At 50.1% G+C, this 19,443-nt stretch carries 15 protein-coding genes; 13 read left to right on the forward strand and 2 right to left on the reverse strand.

Features of this window, described 5'->3' with window-relative positions:
* Window positions 1-162: 162 nt before the first annotated feature.
* From AC6CIF_RS08385 to AC6CIF_RS08405, 5 genes are all read left to right on the forward strand, one after another.
* Window positions 163-1,953, forward strand: a complete 1,791-nt coding sequence (locus AC6CIF_RS08385) for a sensor histidine kinase (protein ID WP_498199030.1) — start codon at window positions 163-165, stop codon at window positions 1,951-1,953.
* Window positions 1,950-3,059: a response regulator transcription factor gene (locus tag AC6CIF_RS08390; RefSeq protein WP_498199032.1), complete on the forward strand. Its 1,110-nt coding sequence runs from the start codon at window positions 1,950-1,952 to the stop codon at window positions 3,057-3,059. Before AC6CIF_RS08385 ends, AC6CIF_RS08390 begins: the two co-directional genes overlap by 4 nt.
* A 147-nt stretch (window positions 3,060-3,206) precedes the next feature.
* A complete protein-coding gene (locus AC6CIF_RS08395) occupies window positions 3,207-4,487 on the forward strand; it encodes an ABC transporter substrate-binding protein (protein ID WP_498199034.1) in 1,281 nt (426 codons plus the stop codon).
* A 179-nt stretch (window positions 4,488-4,666) separates the two neighbouring features.
* Window positions 4,667-5,551, forward strand: a complete 885-nt coding sequence (locus AC6CIF_RS08400) for a carbohydrate ABC transporter permease (protein ID WP_498199036.1) — start codon at window positions 4,667-4,669, stop codon at window positions 5,549-5,551.
* Window positions 5,548-6,375 carry a carbohydrate ABC transporter permease gene (locus tag AC6CIF_RS08405; RefSeq protein ID WP_340387834.1) on the forward strand — a complete coding sequence of 276 codons (828 nt, stop codon included), beginning with the start codon at window positions 5,548-5,550 and terminating at the stop codon, window positions 6,373-6,375. The genes AC6CIF_RS08400 and AC6CIF_RS08405 overlap by 4 nt, the downstream gene beginning before the upstream one ends.
* Window positions 6,376-6,549: 174 nt before the next feature.
* Here AC6CIF_RS08405 and moaA read toward each other — a convergent pair whose 3' ends face one another.
* Window positions 6,550-7,551 carry a GTP 3',8-cyclase MoaA gene (gene moaA / locus AC6CIF_RS08410; RefSeq protein ID WP_017691896.1) on the reverse strand — a complete coding sequence of 334 codons (1,002 nt, stop codon included), beginning with the start codon at window positions 7,549-7,551 and terminating at the stop codon, window positions 6,550-6,552.
* 119 nt (window positions 7,552-7,670) lie between these two features.
* Window positions 7,671-9,896, reverse strand: coding sequence for a methyl-accepting chemotaxis protein (locus tag AC6CIF_RS08415; protein ID WP_498199039.1), 2,226 nt, complete (start codon window positions 9,894-9,896; stop codon window positions 7,671-7,673).
* A gap of 364 nt (window positions 9,897-10,260) precedes the next feature.
* Between AC6CIF_RS08415 and AC6CIF_RS08420 the strand changes: the two genes are divergently transcribed.
* The 8 genes from AC6CIF_RS08420 (at window position 10,261) to AC6CIF_RS08455 (ending at window position 19,376) form a co-directional block, all read left to right on the forward strand.
* On the forward strand, window positions 10,261-11,085 hold the full coding sequence (locus AC6CIF_RS08420; RefSeq protein ID WP_074092556.1) for an ABC transporter ATP-binding protein: 825 nt from the start codon (window positions 10,261-10,263) through the stop codon (window positions 11,083-11,085).
* On the forward strand, window positions 11,066-11,878 hold the full coding sequence (locus tag AC6CIF_RS08425; protein WP_498199041.1) for an ABC transporter permease: 813 nt from the start codon (window positions 11,066-11,068) through the stop codon (window positions 11,876-11,878). Before AC6CIF_RS08420 ends, AC6CIF_RS08425 begins: the two co-directional genes overlap by 20 nt.
* Window positions 11,875-12,813, forward strand: a complete 939-nt coding sequence (locus AC6CIF_RS08430) for an ABC transporter permease (protein ID WP_498199043.1) — start codon at window positions 11,875-11,877, stop codon at window positions 12,811-12,813. The genes AC6CIF_RS08425 and AC6CIF_RS08430 overlap by 4 nt, the downstream gene beginning before the upstream one ends.
* A gap of 140 nt (window positions 12,814-12,953) precedes the next feature.
* Entirely contained in the window at window positions 12,954-14,030 is a 1,077-nt protein-coding gene (locus AC6CIF_RS08435) for an ABC transporter substrate-binding protein (RefSeq protein WP_498199045.1), read from the forward strand.
* Window positions 14,031-14,238: 208 nt separating this feature from the next.
* Window positions 14,239-15,612, forward strand: coding sequence for an aspartate aminotransferase family protein (locus tag AC6CIF_RS08440; protein ID WP_498199047.1), 1,374 nt, complete (start codon window positions 14,239-14,241; stop codon window positions 15,610-15,612).
* Window positions 15,613-15,721: 109 nt separating this feature from the next.
* Window positions 15,722-17,011, forward strand: coding sequence for a M20 family metallo-hydrolase (locus AC6CIF_RS08445; RefSeq protein WP_498199048.1), 1,290 nt, complete (start codon window positions 15,722-15,724; stop codon window positions 17,009-17,011).
* Between the two features lie 4 nt (window positions 17,012-17,015).
* Entirely contained in the window at window positions 17,016-17,897 is an 882-nt protein-coding gene (locus tag AC6CIF_RS08450; protein WP_498199050.1) for a nitrilase-related carbon-nitrogen hydrolase, read from the forward strand.
* A 111-nt stretch (window positions 17,898-18,008) separates the two neighbouring features.
* Window positions 18,009-19,376 (forward strand): NAD(P)-dependent oxidoreductase, encoded by a 1,368-nt coding sequence (locus AC6CIF_RS08455; protein WP_498199206.1) that lies wholly within the window; start codon window positions 18,009-18,011, stop codon window positions 19,374-19,376.
* Window positions 19,377-19,443: the final 67 nt, after the last annotated feature.

The following is a 19,443-nucleotide window of genomic DNA, read 5'->3' on the forward strand; positions in this document are numbered from 1 at the left end:
CAGCGATCAGAGGGTTGTTCTGACCACGTAGTGATCTCGTGTAACCATTCATTCTATTGTATAACGTGATATTTTAACATTTCCAAACGAATATAAAGACCAAAGCGCCCTCAGCTTCCATGCTGGGGCGTTTGTCTATTTTAGCTCAGGAGTGGATGCGCTGTGTTTACCGAATGTTATCGGAAGCTGATAGATCCTTTCAAACGCAGCATTCGCAATAAGTTGATTCTTACCATGACGCTGCTGGCCGTTGTGCCCGTCATTGCCATGACCGCTATGGCTGCTGAGAATACCCGCTCTTCCATGGAAGAGGAGATTATGGAGACCAACCGAGCTAATATGAACTGGGCCTCCATCTATCTGGGTGAACAGTTCGCGCGCATGAACAACATTATTTATTCCATTCAGATCAGTGACGAATTGCATCAATATCTGGCGTTGAACGAGGAAGCGCCGGCAGCCAGTCGGTTCGATGAACAGAAGGCCATGTTCAATATGCTGAACAGTGTATACTATTCGGCTGGCAATTATGTATTTGGCGTTGAACTCTATCTGAAGGAATTGGACACCCTGTTCACCTTCAACTCGATGGATTCTCGCATCAAAGCGGTATCGGAAATACCGGAAGGATATCATGAGCTTTTTGCACAACATAAAGATTTTACGATTATCAATGATCCGAACGATCCGCAAAAGTTTCACATGACCCGCAGCATGAACCGCTTCGAGGATCGGGCACAGATCGGGGCCATCAGTCTGGAGGTCAAGTGGGCTGAGTTCAACCAGACCCTGGAGCTGCTGGATAGCCGGGGTGACTATGCGGTATACATTGCTGACAGCACGGGCAGTCCGGTCTATCAGCCAAACCAAGAGATTCAGCCTTCAGCGGAAGCACTGGAGAAATTGGCAGGCACAAAAGAAAGTTCGGGGTTTATCCGTACAGCCAAGGAATACGTATTCTTTCATTCCATCGAGCCGTCAGGACTGCGTGTGATCAAGATTGTACCTGCCCATGTTGTTAACGAAAGTGCCTTGGAAACGATGAAATATGGATTGGTTGTGGGTGGCCTGGCAACCGTCATTTCTGTAGGACTAGCTGCGCTCGTAGCCTGGCGTACATCAAAGCCCATTGTCAGACTGGCAAATTCCATGAAGGGTATTCAACTGATCAAGGACAGGGAAGTGGTGCGAAGTGGCCGGGTAGATGAGATTGGTCTGCTGGAGAAAAATCTGCACGGCATGGCTAGTCGTATTCGGGAACATATTCGCGACAACTACCTGATGAATCTGGAGAAGCAGACGGCCGAGCTCAAAGCACTGCAATCCCAGATCCATCCGCATTTCCTGCAAAATACATTGCAGATGATTGGCGGCATGGTCTACTCGCAAAAACCGGCAGACAGTTACAAGGTCATTCGAGCCTTGAGCGAGATGTTTCGTTATATTGTGCGAGCGCCGGATGGACTTGTACCCCTGCAGTCTGAACTGGACCAGCTGGAGCATTATATGCTGATTCAGAAGCAACGTTTTGCCGGCAGGCTTGAATATACACTGGAGATCACCGGAGAACTTCGGGCGTGTTATATCCCCAAGTTGTCTTTGCAACCCATTGTGGAGAATGCATTTTTGCATGGTCTGGAGAAGAAACAGGGCGAATGGAAGCTGGGTATTAAGGTCGTCTGTGAACCTACAGATGTAACCATTCGAATTCGCGATAACGGCGTGGGTATGGATGCTGAGAAACTAACGGAGATGCAGTCCAGACTGGAGCGGCTTACCCGGCAGGCAGATCGGGTGTGGAGTTCAGGTACAAGTATTGGACTGGTCAATGCGGCCTCACGAATTATAATGCATTTTGGACCTGAGTACGGGATGAGCATGGAAAGTGAATACGGACAGGGGACAAGCGTTACGGTACGAATCCCCTGCAATACAGGAGGCGAAGTCTTGTGAACAAGGAACTGTACAGAGTGCTGTTGGTGGACGATGAACCGTGGAACCGGGATATTTTGCGCAACCTGGGAGATTGGAATGAACTTGGCATGACCGTTGCAGGTGAGGCAGAGGATGGTGAGCAGGCCATACAACTGGTCAAGCAGCATCAGCCTCACATTATCATTACGGACATGCGCATGCCCGGTACAGACGGTGTGGAACTGTTACAGACGCTGAGCGGACAATACCCACAGATCAAGGTGATCGTGGTGAGCGGATATGATGACTTCAATTATGCAAAACATGCGATCCGGCATCGGGCTGCAGATTATCTGCTCAAACCGGTGAATCCGGATGAACTGAATGGTGTACTTGCGAAATGTGCAAAAGAATTGGAAAAGGTTGAATCAGCACCTGAATCATGGGAATCGTACCCATCTTCGTTCGCAGGTGAGTTCTCCCTGTTTCAGCAGCAGGCCCGCCTGCGGTTTAATGACCTGAACGTTCAGAGTCTGCGTGAGTGGTTCCAGCAATTGCAGCAGAAGCTGGAACGATGCGAGATTAACAGACCTCGGCAGCTTGGAAGGGTAGCCTATGAATTACAGGCTTTGTTGGATGAACTATGCGTCTCCAATGGCTTGTACGAGCGGCCCGAAGCAACGGCGCTACCTCCTGCGGCTGCGCTGGCTTCCATCGAATCCACGATCACATGGATTTCGACTCCATACTACCAGGCTTTGGAGCAGCTGATTGCGCAGCGCAAATTTAAGAACAAGCTGAACCTGGACGAGGTGAAGCAATACATTGAGCAGCACTGTATGGAGATGATTACGCTGGAGCAGCTCGCCCAGATCTTTTTTGTCAGCAAGGAATATCTCAGCAAGGTATTCAAGAAAGAGTATGAGGTGAACGTAACCGACTATGTTGTCCAGTTACGTATGACGAGAGCGAAAGAATGGGTGATGGATGAACAGATTCCGTTCAAGCATGTTGCCGAGATGGCGGGTTATGAGGATGTGTCCTACTTCTATCGAGTGTTTAAGAAGCATTTCGGAATATCTCCAGGGGAGATGCGGAAGGGACAGGCTCGTATATCAGGTAAATCAGGCAGTAGTACGGAATGAGACGTTTGATAGAGCATTTGCGGCAGGATTAAGGTTTAAAATAATCCAATACACAAGTCTAATTTTGTCCAATGAAGCGCTTTCATTTTCTGATATATAATGAGCCTATGAAAGACAAACCAGTTACACACCGGGAGGTCATAAGAGATGAAAGTATGGAAAAGCGTAGCAAGTGCGGTACTGATCAGTGTTCTACTCGCAGGTTGCGGTTCCAATGCAGGAACGGACAGTGGGCAGGAGGAATCGGCATCAGGCAGCACGGTATCACTCAAAGTATTCGTTGCACAACCTCGGCTGAAAGAACACTACGATAAATATATAGAACAGTTCAAAGCCAAGGAGAAAGCAGAGAAAAACATTGAGGTGAACGTGCAACTGGAGATGCCGCCAGCGGACAATGCCCCTCAGATTCTGAAGACTCGTCTCGCCTCCAATGATGCACCGGATGTGTTCGCCCTGCATGCAGTCAATGAGATTCCACCATTCAGCAAAGCGGGTTATCTGGAAGACCTGTCGGGCCAACCTTTTGTCGATAAGCTGCTGGATTCGGTTAAACCTTCCATAACGGATGCGGAGGGCAAAATCGTAGCTGTTCCATTGGAAACAGTATCATGGGGCTATCTGTACAATAAAGATATTTTCGAAGAGCAAGGGCTGGAAGTGCCAACGACTTTAACGGAAATGAAAGCGGTCGTGGAGAAACTCAAAGCAGCCAACATTACACCGTTTGAACTGTCCTACAAAGAAGCCTGGATTCCGCAATTATTCCTGCCACTTACCGTGGGTGCATTAACTCAGTCTGAGCACAAAGACTTCGTGGAGAAGATGAATCAGGATCAGGGCTCCTTCTCCGATATGAAAGCATTGTTTGATATCTTCGATCTCGTCAATGCCAATGGAACGGACAAAGCGCTGGAAGTGGGCGGAGATGATGGTTCAGCAGCCTTCGCATCAGGAAGCGCCGCAATGTGGATTCAAGGACCATGGTTTGCCGAAACCATTCTGAAGTCCAACCCGGACTTGAACTTTGGTGTAGCACCCATGCCGATCAATGACAATCCGGATGATACCAAAATCAATCTGAGCACCTCCACTTCACTTGCAGTATCATCATCTAGCAAAAACAAAGAAGTGGCACTCGATTTCGTGAACTACATTCTCGATGACAAGGATTCAAGTGCATTCTTCGAAGCACTCAAATTTAATCCGATTGCCAAGATCCATGACTTCAAGAGCTTCCCGTGGGTAGACGATGCTCAGAAATATGTGAGTGAAGGTAAAGCTTATGAGGACCCATCCCTCCCTCAAGCGGTGAAAGACGAGTCAGGCAAAGCGTTGCAAGGTTACTACTCTGGGCAATTAAATCAACAGCAGGTTATCGATGCGCTCGACAAGGCGTGGAAATCCTACAACAAAGTCAACAAGTAAGGAGCTGCGAGGAATGGAGTATCCGCTTTTGTTGGCAAATCTCAACGGTCTGAGAGTTTTGTCAACAAATGAGCGGTACTTTGTTTCGTCGCAGTCTCCAAGCAGATGATACGGCAGGCAGAACGTTCTTCGTTCCCTCGTTTACAATCATCCGCTTCGAGTGAAAAGGGGGAGAACCTATGGCTACGAATGTGTTCAAGAAGTATCTGTCACTGCTCGCGTTCACTGCGCCTGCCTTTGTCATCTATGCAATTTTCCTGCTGTACCCTACGTTTAGCGGCATGTTCTATAGCCTGACGGATTGGAACGGACTTAATCGGGATTACAGCTTTATCGGTCTGGGCAACTTTGTGGAATTGTTCAAAGAAGATCCAGACTTTCTGAACTCTCTGTGGTTCACGATGAAATATGTAATATTTATGCTGATTCTGCAAAATGGAATTGCCTTGCTGCTCGCTGTGTTGATTGAGTCACGAACGCGCAGCAAAGGGCTTTTCCGGACGCTGTTCTTCATGCCTAACATGATCAGTACAATCATCAGTGCTTTCATGTGGACATTCATCTTCTCTCAGGTGCTGCCACAGCTCGCAGAGAAACTGGCCTTTTCGTTCCTTGACCAGCAATGGCTGGGTGATCCGAAGTTTTCATTTTACTCTATCCTGATCGTATCGCTCTGGAACGGTGTGGGGTATATGATGATCATCTATCTGGCTGCTCTCCAAGGTGTGCCAAAAAGCCTCAAGGAAGCGGCTGTTATTGATGGGGCCAACGCATTCCAGGTGCTGCGTAATGTGGTGTTGCCGATGATTACTCATGCCGTGACCATCTGTTTCTTCCTGACACTGAACGGAGCATTCAAAGTGTTTGAAGTGGTGTATGGACTGACGGGTGGTGGACCGGGCCGGGCCACGCAGGTGATCACGATGAACATCTATGAAGAAGCGTTCTCCAACAACTTCAGATACGGCTATGCGAGTGCAAAATCGGTTGTGCTGTTCATCATCGTTCTCATCTTTACACTCATCCAGATCACCATCATGAAGAAGAAAGAGGTGGAAGCATGAGGATGCAACGACTGAACAGTTATCTGATTCGACTGCTGCTGATTCTAGGCTCTCTCGTTGCCATGCTGCCGATCTACATGGCGGTGGTGAACTCTTTCAAAACACAGGGTGAAATGTTCCAATCCTTTCTCGCGCTGCCAACAACGTTGCACTGGGAGAATTATTCGGACGCGTTTAACAAAATCAATCTGTTGGGCAGTTCCATGAACTCGGCAATTGTATCCTTTCTGGGGATCGGTGGTATCGTCTTCTGTGCCTCACTTGCGGGATACAAGCTGTCACGTACCTCCGGCCGTTTGAGTAACCTGATCTTCTTCCTGTTTGTTGCATCCATGCTGGTGCCGTTCCACTCAATCATGATTCCGCTGACACGGGTAGCCAAAGGCATGGGGGTGCAAGGAAGCACGTACGGATTGGCCCTGATCTATATCGGACTTGGCGTGAACATGGCAATCTTCCTCTATCACGGGTTTGTGAAGTCCATTCCGCGTGAATTGGAGGAGTCGGCTCAGATTGACGGATGTAATGAGTTCCAGACGTTCTTCCAGATTATCTTCCCGCTGCTGCTTCCGATCACAGTCACCATCGCGATTCTGGACTTCCTGTGGATCTGGAATGACTTCTTGCTGCCACTGCTCATGTTGACCGATGTGAATCGTTATACGCTGATTCTGTCCACAAACATGCTGTTTGGTGAATATAATAAGGAATGGCCATTGATTCTGTCCTCCCTGGTACTGACTGCGATTCCGGTTATTCTGATCTATGCGTTCTTCCAGAAGTTCATCATGGAGGGCATTGCGGAGGGTGCAGTCAAAGGGTAGAACATTTGACAAATAAAACTCCCCGTAGCAGTAACGCACGGGGAGTTAGAAATGGATGCTGAACTTGGTCATTCATGTATTCCTAGTACAACGTTCTATTTCACGTTTCCAGCAATGAATGCTGATTCACGTAAAGGTATACACCGCCAGCATACATCATCCATGAAACACGTGTTATCCGCCAATCTGGGACATGCGCCGTACCGTCGGCGTATGAGATTGCATTTTTTGTTCCAAAGCCAGAGCCATCTCATGATTCTTTGGTTTCGTACCCAGCGCTTTGAGGAAAAGTGCCGCCATAGCGTCCGGATCATCCACGAAGCGGCGAACATTATACTCATCCGACCAGTAGAGGCAGGCTTTGATATGTCCATCAGCGGTCAACCGAAGTCGGTTGCAATTGTCACAGAAATGATCGCTTACGGGATGAATCAATCCAAATGTGCCTTCGGAGCCCGCAATTTTCATATTTCGTGATGGGCCATTGCCCGCAGGGCCTGTTGTATTTTCTACCGTCCAGCCTGCTTCAGCACATACATCAGTCACGGCTTCCAGCGGCAAATAAGATTTGCGCCATGAATCCGAAGCCTGTCCAATCGGCATATATTCAATAAAACGCACATGAAGAGGTTGATCAATCGTCATGGCAATAAAGTCCTTGATCTCATCATCGTTGATACCCTTCATCAGCACAACATTCAGCTTGATCGGAGCAAGGCCAGCAGCTGTTGCAGCTTCAATGCCTTTCAGTACCTTGTTCACATCTCCGCCGCGGGTAATCATGGAGAAGCGATCAGCGCGCAGGGAATCCAGACTGATGTTAATCCGGTTCAACCCAGCATCTTTCAACGCCTGAGCTTGTTTGTCCAGCAGAAGAGCGTTGGTAGTCAGGGCAATATCGTCAATCCCGTCAATTGCCGAGATCATGCTGACGAGCTTATGCAGATCCTTGCGTACCAACGGTTCGCCCCCCGTGAGTCGAACTTTACGCATGCCCATCGGAGCAAGCACTTTCAGCACCTGTGCAATCTCTTCGTAGCTCATAATCTCATCATGTGGAGCAAACTCCATACCCTCTGCGGGCATGCAATACACACAGCGTAAATTACAGCGGTCCGTAACAGAAATACGGATGTAGTCATGTATCCGGCCAAATGAATCCTGAAGCAGTTCCATGCAGACCACCCTTTCATCGGTTCAGATTGGAAATCTTCTATTATAAATGATACGACAATTTCAAAAGGAACAGTTGCATCAAATTTTAGCTATTTCTCCAATCCGCGTCAACGATGACGTCAGATGACAGCATTTTTGGCGGGGTGATTCAGATGGAATTGTCCCACGAGTTGTTGCAGAAAGACTGTAATGGCTTCCACATTATGCGAAGAATGCTGAACCTGCAACATATCCCGGATCAGCTCCATCATCTCTGCTTCTACCTCGGCGGAAGTCGCCCGATTTTGATGACTGATTGCAGCAATATTCTCCATCAGCATGACCACTTGATCCACGACTTGCGTACGCTCAGGTTCTTCAGCGGTAGCATTTTGCAGAAGTTGCGAAGCGGCCTGAACCAGTGTTGTTCCTTCAGCCAGTACCTGATCACCCTCTGTGATTAATTGGGATGCAGCTCCTGCTGCCGTTGAGATTCGGTCCAGAATCTGATGAATATTTTCAGTAGAAGAGCGGGATAACTCGGCCAGCTTGCGGATTTCCCCTGCTACGACCGAGAACCCTTGGCCATGTTCGCCCACGCGTGCGGCTTCAATTGTAGCATTCAGAGCCAGCAGGTTCGTCTGAGCTGAAATTTCATCAATGACAGCCAGTGCACGGTAAATCTCTTTCATGGTATCCATGAAGGACAGGATGGTACGGTTGGTATCGGACACCGCTCCTGAGATTTGGGTCATTTTGTCGCCGATTCGTTCCACTTCCTGCTGAGCCACGCCGATCTGTTCGGTAGCAGAGGTCTCCAGTTGTTGCAGCGTTATGCGCATGTGATCGGCAGCAATCTTGGCCTGGTCGAGATCTTCCAGTTGAGTGCGAATGGCCTGAATCATCGAACCAAGCTTGTGGTTCACACGCTCAGTCGTACCCTGAGTTGTCTCTGTTGAAGTTCGCATCTGATACTGGTTATCCATAACGTCTACCGTGGCAAGTTGTACCTTCAGCATAATGCCTTCCAGAGAATCAATCATGTTGTTGATCCACTTCGCCAGTTCACCTGATTCATCTTGGGCAAAAGCAGACGTGTCCATGCGCTGGGTCAGATCACCCCTGCCTTCGGCGTTAATTCGAATAAATCGGCTGATGCGGCGTAAGTCTTCATGAACTCGTCGATATTGGCTGCGATGCAGCTGTAATGCAGTGAAGAATCCAAATAACACATTAAAAGCGGCCATTGCTGCCGCACTCCAACCGCTACCAGTGAGGGCATAGACAAGCGCGGCTCCTGCAACGCCTGACAAGAGCGTGAAGAGACTGTGCTGCTTGAACTGGCGCCAGCCGATGCTTCGTATCCGATACACTTCCTCCAGATCCCCTTCACACATCATTCCCCAGCGATCAGGACAGTGTGGCAGCTGGAAGGTGATGCCTTTGCCGATCACAGAAATATGGCGATAATCCGAGTAGCCGGGAAAGGCTACGAACAGATTGGAACCATTCTGAATGGTGTTTGCTACCCCGGGATGTAGTTCTCCGGTCGACGGATCAGTGAACATGAGTTCCAGCTCGGTATGCTCCTTAATGGAAACGATCCCCCATTCGGTGGTCACACCATCTTTGAGGTTTTCCCCATGCGTAAAGGTACGGTCTTCGAAGCGGCTTCGGGATAAGGCGGTGCCAGGTTGCAGATGGGGCCTTAATATCGACTCAGCCATAAAGAGGTAGTTGTCACCGGAATCGGGATAGATATGACCTGATTCTCGTTGGATCAGGTCACCCAGTACATCTGCGGGAACACGGCTGCATAATGAACCGACATATCGACCTTCCTGCAGAATTGGGGAGATAAACAGCAAGGTGACATCATCGTGAAAAGCGGACGAGCGTGGACCAATATCCAATGTCAGTGGATCAGAATAAGGACCATACAAGCATTTTCGGCCCTGACGATCTGCTCTGGAGTATTTCAATCCTGGTCCAATCAATGCTTCGTGATCCTTATAGATCTGTCCAATATGTTTCTTATATGTAGAGAAAACCACCTGATTCTGTTCGTTCAGCATGAATAGCTCCGTACTGTCAACGGCTCGATTATAACTGGATTGAAACCATGCATCTAGTTTGCTTAGTTGCTGTGAATCTTGTAATACATCCTGTAATTGGACCGACGGTAACTGTTGGAGCAAACGATCCAGGTGATTCCATTGTTCATCTGCCCAGTCCATCATAAGCTGCCGTCTCGTTTCGGCAATTCCCTCAAAAATCTGTTCCACATCTTCCTTCATATGTGCGTTTAACCGATACGATCGCCACAGCGGCAATCCTTTTCTCCATCCCAGCCAATCAAACATCATGACCACCCCGATTTCTGGATTCTCTATTCAATCTTTATACAAGAAAACGAACAAGAATACGAGGGGATATGTCATATTTTCCGAATATTCATTCAATAAATACAAATGATCGTACGTTTATTGTTAGGTGAAATATATGTTAGCTTTCTACCAAGGAAACTCACATGAATACATCTGAGAATGGGTCTCATTTTACATTGTGTAACATGAACAGGCCCATACTCAAAACACACTGTATAATGTAATCCCCGCCCAAAGCGATATAGTATTATCTAACAAGCAAAACCTGTTACGTTTGTGTATATAAACCTCCCATTCAGCCTTGGTGTGTAATGAAAATAACTTCCCACAAAGGAGAATGCCCATGTCCTCCATATCTTCAGCCACAGTCCCCGAAGCCTGCCATATTGATGTAGATCATGTGTCCGTTGTTTTTGGTACAGGTACACAACAAGTCACTGCCTTGTCGGATGTTACATTCCAGATCCAGTCTAATGAGTTTGTCTCTCTGCTGGGCCCTTCCGGCTGTGGCAAGTCGACCTTGCTCCGGCTGGTGGGTGATCTGCTTCAACCTACCTCAGGCACCGTACGCATTGCAGGTCAGGAGCCTGAGCGGGCTCGACTACAGCGACAGTTCGGCATTGTCTTTCAGACACCCGCCTTGTTCGATTGGCGCACCGTTCGTCACAATGTGGAATTACCCTTGGAACTGCTGGGTACCCGCCGGAAAGAGTGCCGCCGCATTAGCGGTGAACTGCTTGAAATGGTAGGGCTAACCCGCTTCGCAGACCATTATCCATGGCAGCTCAGCGGCGGGATGCAGCAACGTGTATCCATTGCACGTGCCCTTGCGCTTGATCCGCCATTGCTGCTCATGGATGAACCCTTTTCGGCCCTGGACGAATTCACCAAAGAAAAGCTTCAATTGGAGCTGCTTGAGATCAAACGCTCGACAGGCAAGACCTTCCTCTTTGTCACACACAGCATCCCCGAAGCCGTATTTCTATCCGACCGGATCATCGTACTCTCGGCACATCCGGGGCAAGTACATTCCATTCATTCCGTCAATCTGCCTTCCGAACGTCATAGTGAACTGAGAGAAACGGAAGCCTTCTACCACATGATTACAACCATTCGCAACTGCTTCTACGAGGAGCGTGATGAATCTCATGTCTCTGCGGTTCTTTAAACCAGGATATCGCTCCTGGGTCGTCATCTGGATTATGGCCGTATTGGTGCTGTGGGAAGGAATCGCCTGGATGCTTCAACTGTTCTTGTCACCCCAGCAGGCGGCATCTCGCCTTCCTTATCTGCACGAAGTCCTTGCAGCCCTGTTTCGTTACTCGGGTACGCTCGCAGAGCAGGGGGCTGTCACGTTTGGCAATGCAGCCATTGGTTTCGCAGGGGGAACGTTGCTGGGTCTGGGTCTGGCGCTGCTCATGAGCGCGGCTGTCTGGCTGGAACGCACGTTATCGCCATATGTAGTCTCCTCACAGATGGTTCCGGTTATTGGTCTAGCACCAATCGTGTACGGTATCATCCACAACGCGGAGTGGGCCAGAATTATTATGGCGGCGTATGTCACTTTCTTCCCAATCATCATCCATACGTTAAAAGGATTGAAAAGTGCAGCACCAGAGCATCTGGAACTGATGCGTTCCTGTGGAGCTTCACTGACTGCGCGATACATCAAATGTCTGCTGCCCTCAGCACTGCCGGGACTATTTTCCGGTATGAAAATAGCTGCTCCGCTGGCGGTGACTTCCTCCATCGTTGTGGAATTGATGGGGGCTCCCGACGGGCTGGGCGTACTGATGGTCAGTTCGTTATATTACGGCCATGCCCAAGTTGGCATGTTCTGGGCAACCATCATGCTTAGCATTGGCATTGGTCTGATCTCGTATCTGGCCATCAGTCTGGCTGAACGTTGGCTAACCCCTTGGCAGCCTGAATTCAGGGCCAAAGGAGGGGATGCCACATGAGTGAAGGTCAAGTTTTGCAACGGAAGGGTGATGAAGGTGTGGCGATTGCTGCTGTAACTGGCGCGGCTACGCCCCTCACAGGTTCACAGATGACATCTGCTCCCGGATCGGAAATTCATGGACAACGGGGACAAGCCGGAAAGGCTAGATTGGGTACCAGCGTTCGCGGGCGCTCCATTGCACTGAGCATGCTTCCTTGGGGTGCTGGTGTGTTGTTTCTCACCCTTTGGCAGCTCAGGTTATTTCATTGGATATTTTCACTGGAAAGTTACCAACTACCTGTGCCTTCCGCGATTGCGGCATCCATTCAGGAAAATGCCAATATGCTCTTTCGATATGCGATGTACAGCGGAACCGAAATGCTGGGTGGTTTCCTGCTCGGTTCACTGTTGGGTGCTCTGGCAGCAGCGGGTGCATCCTTCTTTCCAACAAGCGGCAGGGCGGCGGTTACGGTTCTGTCAGCACTGAACGCTGTTCCGATCGTGGCTCTTGCCCCAATTATGAACAATTGGTTTGGTGATGGGATCTGGTCGCGTATTGCAGTCGTCACGGTGATTACAATGGCAGCGATGGCTGTCAGCCTGTTCAAAGGACTGACTTCCATTCAGCCGCAGTACAGTGATCTGCTGAGTGGCCTTGCCGCGAGCAGGATGCAGTTTTTTTGGAAGCTGAGACTGCCTCACGCGCTGCCTTCCCTCTTCGCCGGTCTGAAGATCAATATGTCGACCAGTATTATTGGGGCCATTGTGGGTGAATTTTTCATCGCGTCCCAAGGGCTCGGATACTTGCTCTCAGATCAGATTCGACTGGCGAACATGCCCTTGGCCTGGTCCTGTATTGTCATCGCTGCCGCGCTTGGCATTGTGCTGTATGAAGCTGTTGTCCTGGCAGAAAAGCGACTCATTCCTTGGAATCGTGCACGCACAGATCAATAACGTACATTAGGACACCAACCATCCATAGATCGTAATACGTGATTGAGGTTGTTCAAAAAGTCCACGGTACTGAAAAGCAGACTTTTTGAACACGGACTGATGCTTGATAAATCGTATATAAACAGGGGGTTGTTCTGTACATGTACAAAACGTTGAAGCCGGGTTTGCTGGTATTGGTCCTGTTGGTTGTTACTATGCTGGGCGCATGTTCTACGAAGTCCGAGCCGGCTGCTGAGCCTGTTGCTGCGAGTTCAGGAGGGGCGGGCGAAGCAGATCAACCTTTAACCAAAGTGAAAATTCAACTGAAATGGGTGCCGCAGGCTCAGTTTGCCGGGATCTATGCAGCGAAGGAAAAAGGTTTTTTTGCAGATGAAGGCATTGATGCCGAGATTATTCCGGGTGGTCCGGATATCGTGATTGAGCAGCAGGTGGTCAATGGCGCGGCCGATGTGGGTATCACCGGAGTGGACAGTCTGCTGGTCAGCCGGGATAACGGTCTGCCGCTTGTCTCACTCGCCCAGATCTCACAGAAGAGTAGTTATCGTTTGATTGCCAAGAAGTCCCTAGGCATTACTGATCCCGCTCAGATGAAAGGCAAAAAGGTCAGTACCTGGTTCGGCAGTCAGCAGTTTCAGGTGCTTGCATTTATGGAGAAGAACGGCCTAGATCCGAAGAAAGACATTGAACTGGTGAAGCAGGGGTTCACAATGGATCAGTTTTTCAACGATCAGGTAGATGTGGCGACGGCGACGATCTATAACGAATACCACGTTGTACTGGAAAGTGGAATGAAAGAATCCGATCTGGATGTGTTCAACATTGAAGATGCCGGTGTTGGGATGCTGGAGGATACGCTGATTGCCAAAAAGGATTGGGTAGACAGCAACCGTGAGCTTGCGATCAAAGTGACCCGTGCCATTCTGAAAGGGTGGAATTACGCCATTGATCAACAGGATGAAACGGTGGATATCGTGATGAGTAATGTGACGGATGGCAGTACCACCCGTGAACATCAGGTAACGATGCTGGAAGAGATTGCAAAGCTAATTCGCCCGGAAGGATTTACAGAGCAGCAAGTCGGCAGTTTTGTGGATGAGTCATTTACCCGAACTGCGGATATTGCACTGAACTATGGCTTGATCAAAAAAGCCGCAAACCTGGATGAAGCGCTGGAGAAAAGCATCTATGAAGAAGCGGTGATTGATGTGACGAAATAATTAGGCTGGGAACAAGCATTTACACGAGAACGAAGAGTGCAGGACCAATCTGAAGAAGCGAAGCGTGCGCCTTTATCCCCGGATTTTTCCTTAAGGAAAAAAATGAATCTAGAAAATCTGGGGATAACAGCGATCGGAAGATGGTACTGCAATCGGAGTGGGCGAGTGTAAAGTCTGTAGGTCCAGCTTAAAGAGAGGAGGATGACGAATGAGTTCTGTGGATCAGCAGCCTCAGCCGCTTGGCGGTACGAAGGAAGAATGGCTGGAGAAGGATCGCAAATACGTGTGGCATCACATCTCGCCTCATAACGATCATCCAATGATTGCGGTAAGTGGAGAGGGCAGCTGGATCACCGATCAGGATGGTACGCGTTATCTGGATGCGATGTCCGGACTGTGGTGTGTGAATGTGGGGCATGGCCGTGAGGAGATTGCGAGAAGTGCCTATGAACAGATGAAAGCACTCGCTTATGTACCGATGACGCAGAGTCACGAACCGGCGATTTTGCTGGCGGAGAAGCTGAATGAATGGCTGGAGGGGGAGTATCGAATATTCTTCTCCAACTCAGGTTCAGATGCGAATGAAGTGGCTTTCAAAATAGCCCGTCAGTATCACCATCAGAATGGTGAGCCTACTCGGCACAAATTCATCTCCCGTCACCGTGCCTATCACGGTAATTCCATGGGAGCGCTAGGCGCCACCGGGCAAGCCGCCCGCAAGATCAAATACGAGCCGCTCGGCGTAGGTTTCTCTCATGTTCCGCCACCATATTGTTACCGCTGTCCGTTTGGACGAAACAAAGATGGATGTGCACTCGAATGTGCAACCATCTATGAAGAGGTGATCCGTTGGGAAGGTCCTGAGACAGTTGCCGCAGTAATTATGGAGCCGGTGATCACAGGGGGCGGCATGATTGTGCCCCCGCCGGATTATATGCGTACCGTACAAGAGATCTGTCAACGCTATGGCGTGCTGCTCATTGTAGATGAGGTAATCTGTGGTTTTGGCCGCTCTGGGCAGAAGTTTGGTCATCAGAACTATGGCGTACAGCCAGATATTGTGACGATGGCAAAAGGCATGACCAGCGCCTATTCGCCATTATCAGCAACGGCCGTGCGAGCCGATCTGTATGACACGTTCCGGGAACCCGGATCGGATGCCCATTTTCGCCATGTGAATACCTTTGGCGGGAATCCCGTATCCTGCCGGGTGGCACTGGCGAACCTGGAGATTCTGGAACGAGAGAATCTGGTCAGCCGCGCGGAGGAACTGGGATACCTGCTTCGTGAGAAGCTGGAACCTCTGCTGGAGCTGTCCATTGTGGGGGATATCCGTTCATTTGGATTCGCCTGTGGCATTGAATTGATTGAAGCAGACGGATCTCCTGCGGAGGCGGATAAAGTAATGAAGGTACTCGCCAGTTGTAAAAGGGATGGCATCCTGATTGGCAAGAACGGCGATACCGTACCGGGGTTTGCAAACATTTTGACGATCTCTCCACCGTTTGTCACCACCGAGGAAGAGCTGGATCTGATCGCTGGAAGTTTGCTCATTGCGCTACGTAGTCTGGACGCAGGTTAGTTGCCATAATTGGATAATACACAGGTACGACAGACGTTTACGGTTTAGCAAGCGAGCTGGAGATTTTCATATCATTACGCGATAAATAAGCGCAAGGAGGCGAGGGAGGATGCAGACCACAACAGGCAAAGTCATTAATCAGCTTCGGCTGAATGAGCGAATTGAGCAGTTGTCACGTATTGGCCGAATCGCAGAGACGGGTGTTTGCCGACTTGCCCTGACCCCGGAAGATATGGATGGCATCATACAGGTTCGTCTCTGGATGGAAAAGGCCGGTCTGACGACGCGATTTGATGCCTTCGGCAACCTGATTGGTCGTCTGGAAGGCGCGGATCAGGCAATGCCGATCCTCATGATTGGTTCCCATATCGACTCTCAACCGTATGGCGGTCGATATGATGGAGCGATCGGTGTGCTTGGCGCACTCGAAGCGGTGCAATGCCTGATCGAAAATGGCATTCAGCCCCGTATGCCGATTGAGGTAATTGCCTTTTGCGATGAAGAAGGTTCCCGTTTTAACAAAGGCCTGTTCGGCTCACGTGGCATAACCGGTCAGTTGGAAGAAGGCGAACTGGAGCGGCAGGATAAAAACGGAGTGACCCGCCGGGAGGCGCTGGAAGCCTTTGGCTGTTCTCCTGCCGATTTTGAAGAAGCGATCTACCCGACGGGTTCCATAGGCAGTTATCTGGAGCTGCACATTGAGCAGGGGCCGGTGCTGGAAGCACTGAATGCTCCTGTGGGTCTGGTGACGGGCATCTCGGGCCCGCTATGGCTTACGGTGACGATGAAAGGAATGGCGGGTCATGCCGGCTCTGTTCCGATGGGGATGCGGCATGATGCTTTGGTAGGCAGCGCCAAAGTCATTGCGGCTTTTGACGATATGGTGAGAGAAGACCCGGAAGCTCCAACTGTAGGTACGGTGGGTAGTCTGAGGGTGTTTCCAGACTCGCGTAACATCATCCCAGAGGAAGTCAGTTTCACGGTTGATTTGCGAGACATGGAGATGGAGCGCAGGAACCGGCTTGAAGCCCGATTGATGAACATTTTGGATGACGTGAGTTTCCGATATGGTCTAACCTACTCGCTGACAGAGGATACGAATAGTGAGCCGCGGTATTGTGCAGAGCCAATCAAGTCGGTGATTCGTTCATCCGCGGAAGAGATCGGGGTTACTTTGCCAGAACTGATGAGTGGTCCGTTCCATGATGCGTTGGCCCTTTCGCTTGTGTGTGATTATGGCATGATTTTTGTCCGCAGCAAGGACGGCATCAGTCATCATCCCAGCGAATATTCCTCCCCGGAGGATATTGGACTCGGCACGGAAGTGTTGTATCGCACCATTCGGAAAATGTGCAGTGGAATGAACCAACCAATCATTTTACCTGAGGAGGCGTTGTGACGTTATGAGCAAAATCAGCATCGGATTAATCCAGGCTTCTCATGAGATTGAAGGTTCGGCTCCCGTTGAAGTACACAAAGAAGCTGCGGTTCAGAAACACATTGCGCTGGTCCGTGAAGCGGCTGCAAGAGGCGCCAAGATCATCGGGTTGCAGGAAGTATTCTATGGGCCGTACTTTTGCACAGAGCAGAATCCCAAATGGTACGCATCCGCTGAACCGGTGCCGGAAGGACCGACGACCAGACGTTTTCAGGAGCTGGCAAAGGAGCTTGGGGTGGTGATTATTTTACCTGTGTACGAGGTGGAGGGCATTGCTTCGTATTACAATACGGCAGCCGTTATTGATGTGGATGGTACGTATCTGGGCAAATACCGCAAACATCATATCCCGCATGTGGAAGCAGGTGAGGGTACGAATGGGTTCTGGGAAAAGTATTATTTCAAACCAGGTAACCTTGGGTTTCCGGTTTTTGATACGGCCTACGCCAGAGTGGGTGTGTACATCTGTTATGATCGTCATTTTCCGGAAGGGGCACGATTGCTTGGGCTCGCAGGGGCAGAAATTGTGTTCAATCCGTCCGCTACGGTTGCGGGTACATCGGAATATCTGTGGAAACTGGAACAGCCCGCTCACGCGGTAGCTAACGGCTATTATGTAGCGGCCATCAACCGGGTTGGCGTGGAAGCGCCATGGAATATGGGTGAATTTTATGGACAGTCGTACCTGGTCGACCCGCGAGGCAGAATGGTAGCGATCGGCAGCCGGGATCAGGATGAGGTCGTTATTGGCGAGATGGATACGGAGATGATTCGTGAGGTGCGTAATGTGTGGCAATTCTACCGGGATCGCAGGCCGGAAACGTACGAACATCTGGTTCGTCTGTAGGAAGCAGCAACGAGTGATCGGTAAGTGATTCTGTCAGCGGGGTGGCATGTGTAATGCGCTAAAGATTGTTTTAGATAGCGTAGATCATTCTCCAGGAGGTGCATGACATTGATGAACAGCTCAGGAACAACGTTATCCGATTATGGGTGGGAGAGTCGTTTTGACGAGATGAAACCCGCTATGACAGGAAAGGAAGCGATGGAGGAGTCAAACCGCTGTCTGTACTGTTACGATGCACCTTGTATCAAGGCCTGTCCAACTGATATCAACATCCCTTCGTTTATTAGCAAAATCTCCACAGGGCACCTGAAAGGTTCGGCCCGCACCATCATGGATGCAAATCCGGTTGGAGCCAGCTGCGCACGTGTCTGTCCCACAGAGGAACTTTGTGAAGGCGCATGTGTGCTGAACGAATCGTCAAAGCCGATTCGAATTGGTGATTTGCAGCGTTACGCCACTGACTGGGCACGAGCCAAGAATGAGCCGTTATTCCAGGCAGCGCCAGCCAATGGGAGAAATGTTGCTGTTGTAGGAGCCGGGCCAGCAGGACTGTCGGCGGCACGTGAACTGGGGCGGGAAGGATATGAGGTGACGATCTATGAAGCAAAACCCAAAGGCGGGGGACTGAACACGTACGGCATCGTATCTTTCCGTTTGCCTGAATCGGTTGCGCTATGGGAAGTGGAGCAGGTAGAAGCGCTTGGTGTACAGATCCGTTATGGGGTGCGCATCGGTGTAGATATCCCTGCTTCGCAGTTGCTGGAGCAGCATGAAGCGGTCATTCTAGCCTGTGGCATGGGTTCAGTACCTATGCTGGGCATTGAAGGGGAGACATTGGAAGGTGTCTATGATGCGATTGAACTGGTGGAGTCTACGAAGCAGGGTGTTCCACCCGCGCTGAATGGTCTGAAGGTCGCCGTTATTGGCGCGGGCAATACGGCGGTAGATGCAGCGACCTGTTCGGTACGTCTTGGTGCCGAGCGGGTGCAGATGTTATATCGGCGCGGGGAAAGCCAGATGACGGCTTATGCGTTTGAATATACGTTTGCCAAGCAGGAGGGTGTGGAGTTCCGCTGGTTTACGATGCCGCAGCGAATCATTGGAGACGAGAACGGTCGGGTTCAAGCTGTGGAATGTGTGAAAATGGAGCTAATTACCCCGCCTGGTGGTGGGCGTGCGTTACCCGTGCCTGTGGAGGGATCGGAGTTCATGATTGAATGTGATACGGTCATCCGGGCGATTGGGCAGCATCGTTTATTACCATTAATTGAAGCGTTCGGGCTGCGTCATCACTGGGGTGTGGTCGAGATTGAGCCGCATACGTACCGTACCTCGCATCCTCAGATCTATGCGGCAGGAGATGTTATTTTTGGTCAGGGCCAGGGTGAAGCGATGGTTGTCTCGGCTGCACAGCAGGGTAAGCTGGCTGCCGCCGCAGTCATGAAGGCATTACCTGGACAGGTGGAAGAGACGGCATGAGCAGGCGCTATACAATGTACCGATAACAAACTGCACGTGTTTTAGTAGCTTCCGTGCCGTAAGCGGC

Source organism: Paenibacillus sp. GQ49 (assembly GCF_059759055.1).